Origin of the sequence: Curtobacterium sp. UNCCL20 (genome assembly GCF_900101675.1) — a bacterium.
Classification (GTDB): Bacteria; Actinomycetota; Actinomycetes; order Actinomycetales; family Microbacteriaceae; genus Curtobacterium.
Window position 1 is genome coordinate 41,976 of the sequence record NZ_FNKG01000001.1, and the last position, 16,348, is coordinate 58,323.

At 71.8% G+C, this 16,348-nt stretch carries 18 protein-coding genes; 6 read left to right on the forward strand and 12 right to left on the reverse strand.

The genetic code is table 11. The features are described from left to right. Positions 1 to 103: 103 nt before the first annotated feature. The 7 genes from BLT36_RS00200 to BLT36_RS00230 form a co-directional block, all read right to left on the reverse strand. Entirely contained in the window at positions 104 to 874 is a 771-nt protein-coding gene (locus tag BLT36_RS00200; RefSeq protein WP_092090886.1) for an amino acid ABC transporter ATP-binding protein, read from the reverse strand. Then, positions 871 to 1,749 (reverse strand): amino acid ABC transporter permease, encoded by an 879-nt coding sequence (locus BLT36_RS00205; RefSeq protein WP_092090888.1) that lies wholly within the window; start codon positions 1,747 to 1,749, stop codon positions 871 to 873. The genes BLT36_RS00200 and BLT36_RS00205 overlap by 4 nt, the downstream gene beginning before the upstream one ends. A 4-nt stretch (positions 1,750 to 1,753) precedes the next feature. Continuing rightward, the gene (locus BLT36_RS00210) at positions 1,754 to 2,572 is read right to left on the reverse strand and encodes an ABC transporter substrate-binding protein (RefSeq protein WP_092090890.1); all 819 of its coding nucleotides are present in this window, start codon (positions 2,570 to 2,572) and stop codon (positions 1,754 to 1,756) included. 97 nt (positions 2,573 to 2,669) lie between these two features. After that, positions 2,670 to 3,167 (reverse strand): cupin domain-containing protein, encoded by a 498-nt coding sequence (locus BLT36_RS00215; protein ID WP_254787254.1) that lies wholly within the window; start codon positions 3,165 to 3,167, stop codon positions 2,670 to 2,672. Further along, a complete protein-coding gene (locus tag BLT36_RS00220; protein ID WP_254787256.1) occupies positions 3,164 to 4,558 on the reverse strand; it encodes an amidohydrolase family protein in 1,395 nt (464 codons plus the stop codon). The genes BLT36_RS00215 and BLT36_RS00220 overlap by 4 nt, the downstream gene beginning before the upstream one ends. Before the next feature lie 110 nt (positions 4,559 to 4,668). After that, entirely contained in the window at positions 4,669 to 6,354 is a 1,686-nt protein-coding gene (locus BLT36_RS00225; RefSeq protein WP_092090892.1) for an adenosylhomocysteinase, read from the reverse strand. Between the two features lie 58 nt (positions 6,355 to 6,412). After that, the gene (locus BLT36_RS00230) at positions 6,413 to 7,366 is read right to left on the reverse strand and encodes a PrsW family intramembrane metalloprotease (RefSeq protein ID WP_092090894.1); all 954 of its coding nucleotides are present in this window, start codon (positions 7,364 to 7,366) and stop codon (positions 6,413 to 6,415) included. 73 nt (positions 7,367 to 7,439) lie between these two features. On the opposite strand from BLT36_RS00230, the gene BLT36_RS00235 reads away from it, so the two are divergent. The 6 genes from BLT36_RS00235 to BLT36_RS00260 all read left to right on the forward strand — a co-directional run bounded on the left by BLT36_RS00235 (position 7,440) and on the right by BLT36_RS00260 (position 11,586). Further along, complete coding sequence (locus BLT36_RS00235) at positions 7,440 to 7,703, forward strand: glutaredoxin family protein (RefSeq protein WP_092094169.1); 264 nt, start codon at positions 7,440 to 7,442, stop codon at positions 7,701 to 7,703. Between the two features lie 208 nt (positions 7,704 to 7,911). Then, positions 7,912 to 8,763 carry an amidohydrolase family protein gene (locus BLT36_RS00240; RefSeq protein WP_217638251.1) on the forward strand — a complete coding sequence of 284 codons (852 nt, stop codon included), beginning with the start codon at positions 7,912 to 7,914 and terminating at the stop codon, positions 8,761 to 8,763. 41 nt (positions 8,764 to 8,804) lie between these two features. Beyond that, positions 8,805 to 9,668 (forward strand): fumarylacetoacetate hydrolase family protein, encoded by an 864-nt coding sequence (locus tag BLT36_RS00245; protein ID WP_092090896.1) that lies wholly within the window; start codon positions 8,805 to 8,807, stop codon positions 9,666 to 9,668. After that, positions 9,668 to 10,417: an SDR family NAD(P)-dependent oxidoreductase gene (locus tag BLT36_RS00250; protein ID WP_092090898.1), complete on the forward strand. Its 750-nt coding sequence runs from the start codon at positions 9,668 to 9,670 to the stop codon at positions 10,415 to 10,417. The genes BLT36_RS00245 and BLT36_RS00250 overlap by 1 nt, the downstream gene beginning before the upstream one ends. An 82-nt stretch (positions 10,418 to 10,499) precedes the next feature. Then, positions 10,500 to 11,177: a FadR/GntR family transcriptional regulator gene (locus BLT36_RS00255; RefSeq protein ID WP_092090900.1), complete on the forward strand. Its 678-nt coding sequence runs from the start codon at positions 10,500 to 10,502 to the stop codon at positions 11,175 to 11,177. Positions 11,178 to 11,304: 127 nt separating this feature from the next. Next, positions 11,305 to 11,586 carry a GlsB/YeaQ/YmgE family stress response membrane protein gene (locus BLT36_RS00260; protein WP_092090902.1) on the forward strand — a complete coding sequence of 94 codons (282 nt, stop codon included), beginning with the start codon at positions 11,305 to 11,307 and terminating at the stop codon, positions 11,584 to 11,586. 120 nt (positions 11,587 to 11,706) lie between these two features. Here the strand turns inward: BLT36_RS00260 and BLT36_RS00265 are convergent, their stop codons facing one another. Genes BLT36_RS00265 through BLT36_RS00285 form a run of 5 tightly spaced genes read right to left on the reverse strand, consistent with a single transcriptional unit; the run spans position 11,707 to position 16,258 of the window. Further along, the gene (locus BLT36_RS00265; protein WP_092090904.1) at positions 11,707 to 12,675 is read right to left on the reverse strand and encodes an aldo/keto reductase; all 969 of its coding nucleotides are present in this window, start codon (positions 12,673 to 12,675) and stop codon (positions 11,707 to 11,709) included. After that, positions 12,672 to 12,992 (reverse strand): L-rhamnose mutarotase, encoded by a 321-nt coding sequence (locus BLT36_RS00270; RefSeq protein ID WP_092090906.1) that lies wholly within the window; start codon positions 12,990 to 12,992, stop codon positions 12,672 to 12,674. Before BLT36_RS00270 ends, BLT36_RS00265 begins: the two co-directional genes overlap by 4 nt. Further along, positions 12,992 to 14,332 carry an alpha-L-fucosidase gene (locus BLT36_RS00275; protein WP_092090908.1) on the reverse strand — a complete coding sequence of 447 codons (1,341 nt, stop codon included), beginning with the start codon at positions 14,330 to 14,332 and terminating at the stop codon, positions 12,992 to 12,994. Before BLT36_RS00275 ends, BLT36_RS00270 begins: the two co-directional genes overlap by 1 nt. Before the next feature lie 47 nt (positions 14,333 to 14,379). After that, positions 14,380 to 15,288 (reverse strand): carbohydrate ABC transporter permease, encoded by a 909-nt coding sequence (locus tag BLT36_RS00280; protein ID WP_092090910.1) that lies wholly within the window; start codon positions 15,286 to 15,288, stop codon positions 14,380 to 14,382. Further along, positions 15,281 to 16,258, reverse strand: coding sequence for a carbohydrate ABC transporter permease (locus BLT36_RS00285; protein ID WP_092090912.1), 978 nt, complete (start codon positions 16,256 to 16,258; stop codon positions 15,281 to 15,283). The genes BLT36_RS00280 and BLT36_RS00285 overlap by 8 nt, the downstream gene beginning before the upstream one ends. Positions 16,259 to 16,348 lie beyond the last annotated feature (90 nt).

Genomic DNA, 16,348 nt, shown 5'->3' on the forward strand with positions numbered 1-16,348 from the left:
CTTCTCTGGTCGGCGATATTACAATATCACACGCCAGCAGATCGGCGAGGGGTCGTGCGGAAGGGGTCGGCGCGGGCGGCGGGACGGGTCGGCAGCGTGGGGGTCAGGCGTGGACGCGTGCCAGGAAGTCGACCAGGGCCGGGTGCTGCGGGGCGTCGAGGACGGCGGCCGGGGCACCCTGTTCGACGACCTCGCCGCGGTGCAGGAACACGATCCTGTCGGCCACGTTCCGCGCGAAGTGCATCTCGTGCGTGGTCATCAGGATCGTCGAGCCCTGCCGCTGCAGCTCGGTCACGAGGTCGAGCACCTCGCCGACGAGCTGCGGGTCGAGCGCACTCGTGACCTCGTCGAGCAGTAGCAGTTCGGGGTCGGAGGCGATCGCCCGGACGATGGCGACGCGCTGCTGCTGCCCGCCGGAGAGCCGGTCCGGGTAGGCACCGGCGAAGTCCGCCAGGCCGATCCGCTCGAGGAGCCGACGCGCGGTCTCCTCCGCCTCGGCCTTGCCGACGCCGTGCACCTGCCGCGAGGCGAGCGTCACGTTGTCGAGGACGGTCATGTGCGGGAAGAGGTTGAACTGCTGGAAGACCACACCGATCCGGGCGCGGGTCGCGTCGACGTCGATGCGCGGGTCGGCGATGTCCGTCCCCTGCAGCAGGATCTCGCCGTCGTCGATGCCCTCGAGGAGGTTCACCGTCTTGAGGAGCGTCGACTTCCCGGAGCCGGACGCCCCGATGACGCAGATCACCTCGTGGCGGTGCAGCGTCAGGTCGATGCCGCGCAGGACCTCGTGCTCGCCGAAGGCCTTGCGGAGGCCGCGCAGCTCGAGGACGGGGGCCGCCGTGTCGGGGGTGATCCGTTCCTCCAGGCCCGTCATACGGTCCCTCCGATCTGCTCGCGCCGCTGCTGCCGACGCGCGATCGCGTCCGTGACGCGGATCAGCGGCAGGCTGATCGCGACGAACAGCAACCCCGCGACGAAGTAGGGCGTGAAGTTGTAGGTCTCCGCCTGCGCGATCTGCGCCGACCGGACCGCGTCCACCGCGCCGAGGATCGACACCAGCCCGACGTCCTTCTGCATCGAGACGAAGTCGTTCATGAGCGCCGGCGTCACCTTCCGGATCGCCTGCGGCAGCACCACCAGCCGGAGCGTCTTCGCGTGCGAGAGCCCGAGCGACCGGGCCGCGAGCCGCTGCGACGGGTGCACGGCCTCCATGCCGGCGCGGAGCACCTCGGCGATGTACGACGAGTACGTCAGGACGATCGCGATCGTGCCCCAGACCTCGGCGGGCAGGCGCGGGAAGACCCCGAGTCCGGGGATCCCGTAGCCGACCAGGTACAGCACGATGATGAGCGGCAGACCGCGGAACAGGTCCGTGTACCCGGTCGCGAGCATCCGCAGGGGGAAGAACACCGGGTTGCGGAGGCCCCGGACGACCGCGAGCAGCGTGCCGAAGACGGCGACGCCGATCGCGCTGAAGAACAGGATCCGGACGTTCAGCCAGAGGCCGAGCAGGATGTCCGGGAACGTGTCGACCGCGGTCGCCGGGTCGAAGAACGACTGCTGGACCGCGGCCCACCCGGGGGTGTTCACGACCCCGAAGTAGGCGATCGCGATGACCACGACCGTCGACGCCACCGAGATCACGACGGAGCGGCGGCCGCGCTGCCGACGGTACAGCCGACGCTCCAGCTCGACCTGGCTCGGAGCGGGTGCGGCCACCGGGGTCCCGGCGCCTGCTGGCAGCGTCATGCGGCTACTTCAGGACCGGGGTGCCGGTCTCCGACGAGAGCCACTTGGTCTGCAGGGCCGTGAGCGTGCCGTCGTCGTCGAGGGTCTTCAGCGCCTTGTCGACCTTGCTCGTCAGCTCGGAGTCCTTCGGCAGGACGAACCCGAACTGGTCGCCCTTCCCGTCGGCCGGGAACTGCGCCGACACCGTGCCGTCGTCGAGCTGGGCGCCGGACATGTAGAACGCGGTCGGCAGGTCGGTCACGATGGCGTCGATCTGCCCCGACTTCAGCGCGAGCACCGCGTCGTCGTTCGAGTTGAACACCTGCGGGGTGATCCCGAGGACGTCCTTCACGCTCTGGATGCTCGTCGAGCCGGTGGCCACCCCGATGGCGTCCTTCTTGAGCGCGGCGATCGTGGTGTGGTCGACGGCCTTCGACGTCTTCGTGGTCACGACGGCCTGCGTGGTCGTGTAGTACGGCGTCGACATGTCGACGGCCTTCTTGCGCTTGGCGTCGATCGAGAACTGCTGGACGTTGAGGTCCCAGTCCTTCGGGCCCGGGGCGATCGCACTGTCGAACGTGCTGCGCTTCCAGACGACGTCGGACTTCGCGTAGCCCATCTCCTTCGCCACTGCGTAGGCCACGGCGGACTCGAAGCCCTTGCCGGACTGCGGCTTGTTGTCCTCGACCCAGGGCGAGTACGCCGGCTGGCCGGTCGCGATCGTGAGCTTGCCGTCGGTGACGGTGCCGGCGGCGTTGCTGCTGCCGGCGCCGCACGCCGAGAGCGCGAGGGCGGCGACCGCTGCGGTGGCGACGGCGAGGGTGAAGCGGAGGGAACGGGTCACGGTCGGGCCTTCGTGAGGGGGTGGGGGCAGGAGGAGTGTACTTCGCACTGGGATACCAGCGCGAAACGGATGTCGCGGCGCGACGACGCGCCGCGGCTCAGTCCGCCATCGTGAAGTCGTCGAACGAGAAGCCCGGGGACACCAGGCAGCTCAGCAGCACCTCGCCCTCGCCCGGGAGGGTTCGCTGCCAGACGCCCCCGCGCACGAACGCCTGCGCGTCGTTCACCCGGTCGCGCCCGGCGTCCGGGCCGAGGGTGATCGTGGCGCCGGGCTCGGGCTGGTCGCCGTCGCCACCGAGCTGCAGGTCGACGGCGTCCGGGCCGTGCCACATCCAGATCTCGTCGCTCGTGACCCGGTGCCACGCGGAGGCCTCGCCCGGGGGCAGCAGGAAGTGGATCAGGGTCGCTGCCGGCCGGTCGCCCGCGGGGGTCGACACGGTCGCCGGTGAGGTCCAGGTACGGACGTACCAGCCGCCCTCGGGGTGCGGCTCCATGCCGAGGGCGACGGCACGCTTCGGGATGTCGAGCCACTCGATGAGGTCGCCGTCGACGGTCCGTCGGGCGGCCATGCCGGGTCGGGGTGCGGGGTCGGTCACGGTGCCTCCTGGATGGGAACGGACGGGTCGGATGGGTCGCGCGGGACGGGCTGAGCGGGCACGACGGACTGAGCAGGCAGGACGGGCTGAGTGGGCGTGGTGGGCCGCATCACGAGCGGGGCGTCGGCCGTCGCCCGGACCACCCCTCGGATGACGGTGGCGACCGCCCGGCCGGCACCGTCCTCGACGAGCTCGGCGAGCGCGTCCGGCACAGTGCGGGCGTCGACGTCGAACACCGCGAGGTCGGCGCGTGCCCCGACGGCGAGGTGCCCGATGCGGTCCGGCCCGACGGCGAGGCCCATGGCGTGCGCCCCGCCGAGGGTCGCCGCCGCGAGCAGCCGCTCGTGCAGGTCGCGGTGGCCGTAGCCCTGCGCGCGGGCGATCCGGTGCAGGGCGGTGACGTCGGCCATCAGGTCGAGGGACGGCGAGGACGACAGCGAGTCGGTACCGATCGCGATGGGGCTGCCCTCGCGCAGGTAGTCCGCGACCGGTGGTGGGTCGAGCCCGATGACGGCGTTCGACCGCGGACAGAGCGCGACCGCGGTGCCGCGTGCACGCAGGAGCGCCCGGTCCGCGGCGGTCATGTACACGCCGTGCGCGATGTGGCAGTCCGGGCCGAGCACCCCGAGCCGGTCGACGAACGCGGTCGCGCTCGCGCCGAACCCGAGCGCGCGCATCGCCCGGAACGACGGGACGTTCGCCAGGTGCCAGTCGGTGCCGTGCCCGACGCCGTCGACGCCCTCGAGTCCGGGCACGGGTCCGAGGGCGACGCGCTCCCCCTCGAACGCCGCTTCGCCGAGGTGCAGGTGGAGTCGGAGACCGCGCTGCCGCACGATGTCGGGCAGTTCGAGCAGGGGTGCGACGTCGAGGGAGTACGGCGCGTGCGGGGAGAGGCCGGCGCCGGGGTTCGTCGGGATGCGTTCGAGTTCGGCGAGGACCTGGTCGCGGCCGTGGGTCTGCCAGGCCTCGTTCTCCCAGTCCATCACCTCCCAGTAGGCGATGCCGCCGAGGCCGTACGACTCGAGCACGGTGGACGCCTCGATGTCGGTGACGATGTCCGCGATGCTCGTGACCCCGGCGCGGATCGACAGCTCGGCTCCGGCGGCGGCCTCGGCGTGCCAGTCGTGCGGCTCGGCGTAGTCCTCGTTGAATGCGCGGGCCCAGTCCTCGAACCCGCTGTACTGGCGCTGGCCGACACTGGCCATGCCGGTGTACTGCAGGTGTGAGTGCGCGTTGACGAGGCCGGGCAGGAGCGCCCCGGTCCAGCGCCGCTCGGTGAACGTGGTGCCCGCGCTCGTGAGCTGGTCGACGACCCAGGACCGGTCGCCGACGTGCAGGATGCGGCCGTCCTGCACCGCGACGGCGCCGTCGGCGATCGGCGGTGCGGTCATCGGAACGACGATGCGCGCCGAGTGCACGGTGACGTGGCCGACGTGGCCGGCGTGGCCGTCTTGGCCGAGGTGGTCCGGGGGCCCGGCCGGGCGCGCCGGCCCCGCGGCGGTCACGACGGTTCTCCGAAGCGGCGGGTCCGGACGTCGGGCTCGCGGTCCGCGGGCTGTGCGGCGAGCGGGCCGGGAGGCGCGGGTCGGCTCCCGAACGCGGCGAGCGCCGTGCGGGCGGTCGCCTCGTCCGCCGCGGGGTCGATCGGCACGACGGCACGGTCGAGCTCGTCGCCCCGTTCCAGGAGCATCCGGACGGCGCCGAGCTGTGCGGCGAAGGACAGGTCCATGATCTCGATCGGGTTGCCCTCGGCAGCGGTGATGTTGACGCAGCCGCCGCCGTCGAGCACGACCACGTCGTGCCCGTCCGGCCACGTGAAGCGCTCAGCCTTCCGTCCGACCGGGGTGCGAACGGCACCCGCGGCGAGTGCTGCGTCGACGGCGATCTCCTGGTCGACTCCTCCGGCGACGGCGAGCACGGCTCCGTCCGCCGAGGCGCGGAGGACCTCGAGGTCGAGCGTGTCCGGCATGCCCGTCGCGCTCATCACCAGGTCGGCGTCGCGGACGGCGTCGATGAGCGGGGCCACCGGGTAGCCGGCGAACAGCGCCTGCAGGGCGCGGACCGGGTCCGTCTCGGCGACCGTGACGCGGAAGCCGAGCGCGGCGAGCACCAGGGCGACCCCCTCGCCGACGTGCCCGAACCCGGCGACGACCGCCGCGCCTCCCGGCTGGACCCGGTGCGTGCCGGGCGCGAGTCCGTCGACCAGGTCGAGCACCGCGAACACCGTCGACTGCCCGGTGCCGTAGCGGTTGTCGAAGAACGTCTTCGTGCGGGCGTCGTTCACGGCGACCACGGGGATGCCGAGGGTCCCGCGGGCCGCCATCACCCGGAGGGGGCGGAGGCCGCTCGTCGTCTCCTCCGCCGCGCCGAGCATCGTGGGCAGCAGGTCGGGGCGTTCCTGGTGGGCGAGCCGGATGACGTGCGAGCCGTCGTCGAGCAGGATCTGCGGCCCGGTGTCGAGCATCGCCAGCGCGAGGTCCTTCTGTTCCGTGGTCGTCGCGGTGCTGCGCGCGAGCACGGTCAGCCCGGCGGCGCGGAGCACCTCGGCGACGGCGTCGTCGGTCTCGTCGGCGTGGGCGTAGACGACGACCTCGGCGCCCGCGTCCCGGAGGAGCAGGCTGAGGACGGCGGTCTTCGGCTCGAGGAACATCGCGACGCCGATCCGCGTGCCGCGCAGGAGGCCGCCGTCGCGGAGTTCGGCGGCCACCGCTCGCGAGACCGGCATCGACCGGCGCGCCCAGCGGAGGCGGGCCTCGGCGGCGGGGTCGTCCTCGGGGTCGCGTCCGGTGGACACGAGGAACACGTCGTCGGAGAGCGTCGGGACGGCGAGCACGCCGGGGCGTGCGGCGACCACGGGGCCGAAGGCGTCCTCGTCGACCGCGGGGAGGTGTCGTCCGGCATCGACGACGACGAGGGTGGCACCGCGGGGTCGGTCGGCCTCGCGCTCGATGACCGGCGTCGACTCGTCGGGGGTGCCGAGGCACCAGAGCTGGTCGATCGGCTCGTGGTCGGCTGCCGGACGGGCACCGAGTCCGGTGAGGAGGGCGTGCAGGGCACCGGCGTCCCGGGGGTCGCCACCGACGATGCGGAACCGGCGTGCTCCGACGAGCATGTTCGTCGCGGCCGCGAAGCGCCGCACGGCCGCCGAAGCCCAGGCGCGGGTCTCGGGGTCGGGTCCTGGCGGCATGGGGACATCGTAGGGCGAGCGGGGGAACGGTCCGTTTCCGGGCCGGTGGCCGAGCCGGTCAGCCGAGCGCGTGCGGTGCCGGGGTGCCGTCCCAGCCGGGGTCCCCGGTCGCCGCTGCGGCCGCCGCGCGCCTCCGGTACCGCACCAGGACCGACACGAGGACGACGACCCCGATGGCCGACACCACCAGCAACCCGATCACGTACAGCGTCGTGGCGACGCCCGCGAGGGACGCGGGCACGTACCCGTTGCGCAGCGCCGAGAACGGTGTCCCGGTGACGACGAACGCCAGGAGCGTGGAGATGGTCGAGTTCGAGTCCCACAACCCGTGCAGCACCGACACCACGACGTAGGCGAGGAGCGTCGCCCACGACCACCGGAACCGGGCCCGCCCGTGCGAGGCGCCGAACAGCACCGCGCCGAGGATCGCGGTCCACAGCACGTGCCCGACCGGCGACAGGATCGCCCGGACCACCTCGGTCTGCAGCAGTGACGGCAGGTCGATGCCGCGGCTGGTGATCGCGGCGTTGAAGGCGTACCCGGCGGACTCGAACGCGGCGAACCCGGCACCCACGGTGGCGCCGAGGAGCGCCCCCTGCGTCGCCGTCTTCGGGCGGACCCGCCAGCCCACGACGACGAGGAGGACGCCCTTCACGAACTCCTCGACGAAGCCGACGACGACGTACACCGCGGCGCCGGACTGCAGGTCCGCCTCGAGGAGGGACGCCCCCAGCACCCCGAGGATCCCGCCGACGAAGAACGCGACGATGAGCTGCATGGTGCTCACTGAGCCGGTGACGCGCTCGATGACGAACAGCACCACGGTGAACGGCACGAGGAAGCTGCCGAGCAGGATGATCGTCGGCACGAGGTTCGTGTTCAGGGTCGAGATCGTCACGATGATCGTCACGACCCAGAGCACGAAGCCGACGAGCAGGGTCTTCCACCACCAGCCGTGGCGGTGGTGCGGGTGCGCGGCGCTGACGGCACCGACGTCCGGGGACAGGCTCATGGCGCCATGCTGCTCCGCCCGTCGGCCGTCGGTTCTCGGGAATGCCCGGGGCGTCTCGGGTGTAGTGGTCACCATGACTGACGTGACGTACGACAAGGTGACGATGTTCGGTGCGGACTGGTGCCGCGACTGCCGCCGTTCCAAGGCGCTCCTCGACACGCTCGGCGTGGACTACGACTACGTGGACGTCGAGGCGGACCTGAGCGCGGCGGACCGTGCCGAGGCGATCAGCGGGCGGAAGAACATCCCCGTCGTGGTGCTCCCGAACGGTAAGCACTTCGTGGAGCCGTCCGACGCCGAGCTGCGCGCCGAGCTCGAGGCCTCCTCGCTCGTCTGAGCGCGCCCGGTCGTACCGGGCGAGCGGCGCGGGATCGAGACGCGACCAGGCCTGGAGGCGCGCGGTGCGCCGGACGGGCACCGCGCCTCCAGGCCGTGGCGCGTCCGCGACTGTGGCGCGTTCGCGACTGTCGTGCGTCCGCGTCCGCGATCGCTGACCGGACCCGCCCGACCGGCCGGACATCGGATGAATCGGGCATGATGGCGGCGTGATCATCGACGCTCACCACCACCTCTGGGACCCCGCCGACCGGCTCTACCCCTGGATGGACGACTCGGTCCGACCGATCCGCCGCCGGTGCGACGTGGACGACCTCCGCGCGGTGACGAGGGACACGCCCGTCACCCGGACCATCGTGGTGCAGGCTGTGCACGACCCCGGCGAGACCGCGTGGCTCCTCGCGCAGCCCGAGCCCGTCGCGGGCGTCGTCGGCTGGGTCGACCTCGAAGCGCCGGACGTCGCCGACCGCATCGCCGCCGTCCGGGAGCTGCCGGGTGGTGACCGCCTCGTCGGGGTCCGGCACCAGGCACAGGACGAACCCGACGCGGACTGGCTCGGGCGACCGGAGGTGATCCGCGGGGTGCGGGCGCTCGCCGACGCGGGGCTCGTGGTCGACCTCCTCGTCCGGGAGCGCGAGCACCGGGCTGCCCTCACCCTCGTCGACGCCGTGCCCGGTGCGTCCTTCGTGCTCGACCACGCGGGGAAGCCGGACATCGGCGCGGACGGCGCGGGCCGTGCCGCTGCCTGGCGCCGCCGGATGCAGGACTTCGCCGCCCGCCCGAACGTGGTGTGCAAGGTCTCCGGCCTCCTCACCGAGGCCGGTCCCCGCTGGCGCGAGCAGCCCGTCGCCCGGTACCTCCGCGACGCCGTCGAGGTCTTCGGCCCAGACCGTGCGGTGTTCGGCTCGGACTGGCCGGTGTCGACCCTCGCGACCGACTACGCCGAGGTCCTGGCGGTCACGACCGAGGCGCTCTCGGACCTCACCGACCGAGAGCGGGACGCGGTGTTCCGCACGACCGCGGAGCGCGTCTACCTTGCCGGAGCACCTGCGCAGACATAGGATGTCTGTGCTGCACCGGCGCAGCACGAGAGCGAGGAACGATGCGGTTCGCACGACTCGGCCCGGCGGGGAGCGAGATCCCCGCGGCCATCGACACCGACGGCGAGGTCCTCGACCTCCGCCCCATCACCACCGACGTCACGGGCTCGTTCCTGGCGTCCGACCCGATCGGCCGCGTGCAGCACGCCCGCGGCGCCGGCGACCTGCGGAGCGTCCCGGACGCGGACTCCCTGCGTCGCGGCGCCCCCGTCGCCCGCCCCGGCAAGGTCGTCTGCATCGGCTTGAACTACCGCGACCACGCGGCGGAGACGGGCGCCGACATCCCCACCGAACCGATCGTGTTCATGAAGGACCCGATGACGGTGATCGGCCCCGACGACGAGGTCCTGGTCCCCCGCGGCAGCACGAAGACCGACTGGGAGATCGAGCTCGCCCTGGTGATCGGCACGACGGCGCGCTACTGCGACTCCGAGGAAGCAGCGGCGACGCACATCGCCGGCTACGCCATCGCGAACGACGTCTCCGAGCGGGCGTTCCAGCTCGAGCGCGGCGGACAGTGGGACAAGGGCAAGTCCTGCGAGACCTTCAACCCGCTCGGTCCGTGGCTCGTGACCCCGGCGGCGCTGGACGACGCCGGCCTCGACCCCCGCGCACTGTCCCTACGCCTCGCGGTGAACGGCGAAGTCCGGCAGGACGGCACCACCGCGGACATGATCTTCCGCCCCGCCGAGATCGTGCACTACCTGTCGCAGTTCATGGTGCTCTACCCGGGCGACGTCATCAGCACGGGCACCCCAGCGGGCGTCGCGCTCGGCAGCGGCGCCCCGTACCTGCAGGCGGGCGACGTCGTCGAGCTCACCGCCGAGGGCCTCGGATCGCAGCGGCAGACGATCGGCGCCGCGTGATGGCCGGCCGTTCCCACGAGGGCGTGCGCGCCGTCGTCACCGGCGGGGCCTCCGGCATCGGTGCCGCCATCGTCGCGGCCCTGCAGGACCGCGGAGCCGGCGTCGCCGTGCTCGACTTGCAGCCCTCCCCCGACGACGTGTTCTCGGTCACCTGCGACGTCTCGTCCGACGAGTCCGTCCGGGCAGCGGTCGCGGCGGCCGTCGACCACCTCGGTGGCCTCGACGTCCTCGTCAACAACGCCGGGATCGGCGCGCAGGGGACCGTCGAGGACAACCCCGACGACGAGTGGCGCCGCGTGTACGAGGTCAACGTGCTCGGCGCCGTCCGGCTCTCCCGCGCCGCGCTCCCCCACCTGCGCGCGTCCGGGAACGCGAGCATCGTCAACACCTGCTCGATCGCGGCGACCGCCGGGCTCCCCCAGCGCGCGCTGTACTCCGCCACCAAGGGAGCCATCGCCGCACTCACCCGGGCGATGGCCGCCGACCACGTCCGCGAGGGCATCCGCGTGAACGCGGTCAACCCCGGCACCGCGGACACCCCCTGGATCGCACGGCTGCTCGCGTCGGCGGACGACCCGGCGGCGGAGCGAGCGGCACTCGAAGCACGACAGCCCCACGGGCGGCTGGTCGCCGCCGACGAGGTCGCCGAAGCCGTCGCGTACCTGACGAGTCCCCTCGCCCGGTCGACGACGGGCGTCGACCTGGCAGTCGACGGCGGGATGCAGGCACTCCGGTTGCGGCCCGCCTGATGGTGCGGATGCGGCCTGGAGGCACGACTATCGTCGACCTGGCCGGTCGCGTCCGCGAGCGGGCTGAGCAGGAGGTGGTCGTGTGGCTTCGCTGACCGACGACGCCATCGCGCGCATCCAGCAGATGATCGTCTCCGGCGAGCTGCAGCCCGGGCAGCGCCTCCCGCCGGAGAAGGAGCTGAGCGAGTCCCTCGGGCTGTCCCGGAACAGCCTGCGCGAAGCGGTGAAGGCCCTGGAACTCATCCGCGTGCTCGACGTCCGTCGCGGCGACGGCACCTACGTCACCTCGCTCGAGCCGGGGGTCCTGCTCGAGGCGGTGTCCTTCGTCGTGGACATGCACCACGACCGGTCGCTCGTCGACCTGCTCGAGGTCCGGCGCATCCTCGAGCCCGCGTCCGCTGTCCTCGCGACCGCCCGCGCCTCCGACCAGCAGATCGACGACCTGGCGACCCTGATGCACTCGGTCGGCGAGGACACGGGGGTCGAGGACCTCGTCGCCCACGACCTCCTCTTCCACTCCACGATCGCGGGCATCGGCGGCAACCAGTACCTGTCCGGGCTCCTCGACGCCCTGTCCAGCAAGACCGTGCGCGTGCGGGTGTGGCGCGGCCTGACCCAGAACGGCTCCGTGCAGCGCACCCTCGACGAGCACGCGGCGATCGTGGACGCCATCCGCCGCCGCGACCCCCAGCTCGTGCAGGCCCTCGTCGTGGCGCACGTCGAGGGTGTCGAGCGCTGGCTCCGCCGCTCTCTCGACTGATCGGCGCGGCGGGGTATGCGCTTCCCGGCGAACCTGAGCGCGTGCTGATCGACCCCCGTGTTCACTCGGACGTCGGTCGTGACCCCGGCAACCCTGCCGTGGCGCCCGCACCAACGAGGAGGACACCGTGCTCGGTCTCATCATCAGCCTGATCATCATCGGACTCATCGCCGGCGCAGTCGCCCGGCTCGTCATGCCCGGCAAGCAGCACATCTCGATCCCGATGACCATCCTGATCGGCATCATCGGTTCGTTCGTCGGGGGCTTCCTGGGCTACCTGATCTTCAACCACGACGGGAATGACGGCTTCTTCCAGCCGGCCGGCATCATCGGTTCGATCATCGGCGCCATCATCGTGCTGTTCATCTACCTGAAGGTCTCCGGCCGCGGGAACGCCCGCACCCGCTGACGCGGGACTCCGCACAACCGAAGTCACCCCGAACCGCGCAGCCGCGTGGTTCGGGGTGACTTTCGTTGTGCGAGGTACTGCCCCGGCGGGAGCGTCCGCCCTGCCGGGGGAACGCACCGCTCAGGCGTCGAGCAGTCCCGCCGCCCGCAGGTCCTCCCAGAGCGCCTCGGGCACGTCGGCCGCGGCCCGGGCGACGTTGGAGCGCACCTGCTCGGCGGACTGCGCGCCGAGGGCGATCGCGCCGACCGCCGGAGCCCGCAGCGGGAACGCGATCGCGGCCTCGGGCAGCGTCACACCGTGGCGTTCGCAGACGTCGGCGATCGCGTTCGCCCGTGCCACGAGGTCGGACGGCGCCGGCGCGTAGTCGTACGTCGTGCCGGAGGACGGTCGCTCCTGCCCGAGCAGCCCGGAGTTGTAGACGCCCACGGCGACGACCGCCACACCCTGCTCCGCGCACCGTGCGACGAGCGACGCCGCCGGCTGCTCGAGCAGCGTGTACCGACCCGCGAGCATGACGACGTCGCACAGCCCGGTGTCGACCGCGGCCTCCAGCGCGGACACCGAGTTCGAGCCGACGCCGACCGCGCGGACCACGCCCTCGTCCCGCAGCTCGGCGAGCGTCGGCAGCGCCTGGGTCAGCCCGTCGGTGAGCGAGTACACGTCCGGGTCGTGCAGGTAGGCGATGTCGACGCGGTCGAGGCCGAGCCGCCCGAGTGACTCCTCGAGCGACCGGCGCACACCGGACGGGGACGGATCCCACTGCCGCACCAGGTCGTCCGGCACCGCGAAGCCGCCGGACGCCAGGTCATCGCCGTCCCCGCGTCCGGGCACGAGCAGCCGCCCGACCTTGGTCGACAGCAGGTACGAGTCCCGTGGCCGTCCGGCGAGCGCCGCGCCGAGTCGCCGCTCGGAGCGTCCGAGGCCGTAGTGCGGCGCGGTGTCGAAGCCGCGCACCCCGGCGTCCCACGCGGCGTCGACGGTGGCTCGGGCGTCCTCGTCGGTGACCGGGTGGAGCAGGCCGCCGATGCCCGCTCCCCCGAGCCAGAACGGTCCCCGGCCGAGGTCGAGGTCGATGTCGATGTCGGTCATCCCTGTCCCTTCAGGGTCCAGACGAGCGGCAGGCCGTCGTCGTCGCCCGAGTAGTCGTCGTCGGCCTCGAGCAGGGGGTTGACGACGTCCTGCCACGCGGCGTTGACCGGGTCGTCGGCGAGGGCCCGGCGCATCGCACGGTAGTCGTCGACCTCGATGAGGTGGATCAGGTCCTGACCGTCCCGCCAGATCGACCAGTCGTGCACGCCGGCGGCACGGAGGCGCTCGGCGAGCTCGGGCGGGACCGCGGCGTGGAGCTCCTCGTAGGCCGCCGCCTGGCCGGCCCGCAGCCGGGTGCGCGAGAGGATCTGCTGCACTAGTGCTCCGCCGCGCCGTCGCGCAGGAACAGCTCGACGACCGGTACCGCGACGTCCGGGCGGACGATCGGCAGCGTGAGCGTCAGCGTCCCCGCTGGCTGCCCGCCGAGCCCGGTGTTCTGCGCCCGTGTCCCCGGTGGGATCTCGCGGTAGTGGATCTCGGACGCGTCGTGGAGGAGCTGCGCGTAGGCCACCTTGCCGGCGAGGTCGGGCAGGTGCACGTGCTCGAACGGCCACGTGAAGAGGTGCAGGTAGAGCCGGTCGCCCCGCTGCGTGTAGACCGTGCCCGCGGGCGCCCGGAACGACGACGGTCCGGCGCCGTACACGGACCGGGCGTGCTGGTGCATCCAGTCGCCGATCCCGGCGAGCGCCGTCCGTGCGACCCCGTCGAACTCGCCGCGGCCGGTGGGTCCGACGTTGAGGAGCATGTTCCCGTTGTTCGAGACGCCGTCGACGAGCATCCGGACGAGCAGGTCCACGCTCTTCACGTTCAGGTTGTCACGGTCGTAGCCCCACGAGCCGTTGAGGGTCTGGCACGCCTCCCACGGCACCCGGACGCCGTCGACCTCCATCGGCTTGTCCGGCTGGTACTGCTCGGGCGTGACGAGGTCGCCGGGGATGTCGAGCCGGTCGTTGACGATGATGCCCGGCTGCAGGCGCTTCGTCAGGGCCATCAGCTCCTCGGAGCCCCAGTCGTCGCGGCCCTTGCCGCCCCAGATGTCCTCGTGGTCGTTGTTCCGGTACGAGAAGTCGTAGAACAGGTAGTCGACCTGCCCGTAGTCCGTCAGCAGCTCCTCGACCTGGCCGTGCAGGTACGCGCGGTACCGGTCCATGTCCCGGCCCTCGTTGAGCGCGGCGATCGCGGCGTCGCCGTCGTCCTGCCGGGGGTGCACACCGTCGATGGTGAAGTCCGGGTGGTGCCAGTCGATGAGCGAGTGGTAGAAGCCGACGCGGAGGCCCTCGGCCCGGACGGCGTCGACGAACTCGCGCACGATGTCCCGGCCGAACCGGGTGTTCGTGGCCTTGTAGTCGGTGAGCTTCGAGTCCCACAGTGCGAAGCCCTCGTGGTGCTTCGTGGTGAGGACGACGTACTTCATCCCGGCCTCGCGCGCGCGGCGGGCCCAGTCCGCGGCGTCGAACAGGTCGGGGTCGAAGTGGTCGAAGTACTTCTGGTAGTCCTCGTCGGTGATCCGCTCGCGGTTCTTCACCCACTCGTGCCGTGCCGGCAGGGCGTACAGCCCCCAGTGGATGAACATGCCGAACCGGTCGTGGGTGAACCAGGCGGGCAGACCGCTGGCGTCCGTCGCGGTCTGCGGCTCTGCAGGTGCGGTGATGGTCATGTGGACCGGTTTCCTTTCAGGAGGGTTCAGGAGCGGGGACGGACGGGTCAGCGGCCGCCGAGCCCGGAGGTGACGATGCCCTTGACGAGGTGCCGCTGCAGCACGATCAGCAGGAGCACGGTGGGGAGCATCGAGATCACCGACGCTGCCATCACGAGGTTCCACTCGGAACCCTGCTGTCCGAAGAACTGCTGCAGGCCGAGCGGGATGGTGCCGTGCGCCTCGACGTCGTTGACGACGACCAGGGGCCAGAGGAACGAGTTCCAGTACGAGATGAAGGAGAACACCGCGAGGACGGCCATCGTCGGCCGCGCGAGCGGGAGCATCACCGAGAAGAAGGTCCGGATCGCCCCGGCACCGTCCACCCGTGCCGCGTCGTCGAGCTCCTGCGGCACGGTGAGGAAGAACTGCCGGACGAGGAACGCGCCGAGCGCCGTGAACGCCCACGGGATGATGAGCGCCTGGAACGTGTCGACCCACCCGAAGCCCTGCATCATGACGTACATCGGGATGACGAGGACGTCCTGCGGGATCATCAGCGTCGCCAGGAACAGCAGGAAGACGGCGTTGCGGCCGCGCCAGCGCAGGCGGGAGAACGCGTACCCGGACAGCACGGCGACCGCGACGTTGATCGCGGTGCCGGCCGCGGCGACGAACACCCCGTTGAGGATGAACCGCGCGAACGGCAGGTACGTGAACGCCTGGACGTAGTTGCCCCACTCGATCGACGAGCCCCAGAGCGTCGGCGGCGTGGTGAACACGTCCGAGGAGGGCTTCAGGCTCGTCGCCACCATGTAGACGAGCGGGGAGACGAACAGCAGCGCGACGAGGCAGAGCAGGACGTACCCGACGACGTGCCGGACCCGCCCGGACTGCCGGTGCGTCCGGGGCAGCCCGCGGGGGTTGATCGTCCGGTTCGCCGAGGTCCGGGGCCGGGCCCGTGTCAGCTCACTCATAGTGCACCCACCGCTTCTGTCCGAGGAACTGGACGGCCGTGATCCCGAGGATGATGACGAACAGCACCCAGGCGCCCGCCGAGGCGAGTCCGAGCTGCTGCGTCTGGAAGCCCGTGTTGTAGATGTACTGCACGAGCGTCTCGGTCGCGGTGCCCGGTCCGCCCTTCGTCAGCACGAAGGGTTGGACGAACACCTGGAACGAGGTGATGAGGGTCATCATCGTGGCGAAGAAGATCGACGGCGAGATGAGCGGGAACTTGATCCGCCAGAACAGCTGCCACGCGTTCGCCCCGTCGAGCTGGGCGGCCTCCAGCTGGTTCTCCGGCACCGAGTCGAGCGCTGCCGAGAAGATCAGCATGTTGTAGCCGAAGCCCTGCCAGACGCTCATCGCGACGACGGCGAGCATCGCCCAGTTGTCGTCGGCGAGGAAGTTCGGCGCGTGCACACCCACGGTGGACTGCAGGGTCGCGTCGATGGCGCCGCCGGGCTGGTAGAGCATCCGCCAGACCACGACGTTCGCCACGATGGGCGTCACCGTCGGGATGAAGAACAGCACCCGGAAGACGTGCCGGTGCCGGATCTTCGGCGTCAGCCAGGCGGCGAGGCCGAGCGACACGACGAGGTTGAGCGGCACGTACAGCACCACGAACACGACGGTGTTGAGCGTGACGGTGCGGAAGATCGGGTCGGAGAACAGCTTCGCGTAGTTGTCGAAGCCGGCAGCGGTCCGCTCGCCGAGCATCGGCCAGTGCATGAAGCTGACGACGAGCGACGCGATGATCGGGAACGCCGTGAAGACGACGAGCCCGATCGAGTGCGGTGCCGCGAACGCAGCACCCCACCACGAGCGCCGGCCGACGACGCCGGCGGCGTCGCCGCCCCTGGGGCGGGGCGTCGCCGTGCCGCTCGCGACCGCGGTCGCGACGGCGGGGACGGCTGCCTCGGCCGGTGGGTCCTGGATGGTGGTCATGCGACGACCTCCTCGTCGTTCGCGCGGTCCTGATCAGGGGTGGTGGCGGGCCTGGAGGCGCGGGGCGGGGTCGACCCGCGCCTCCAGGCC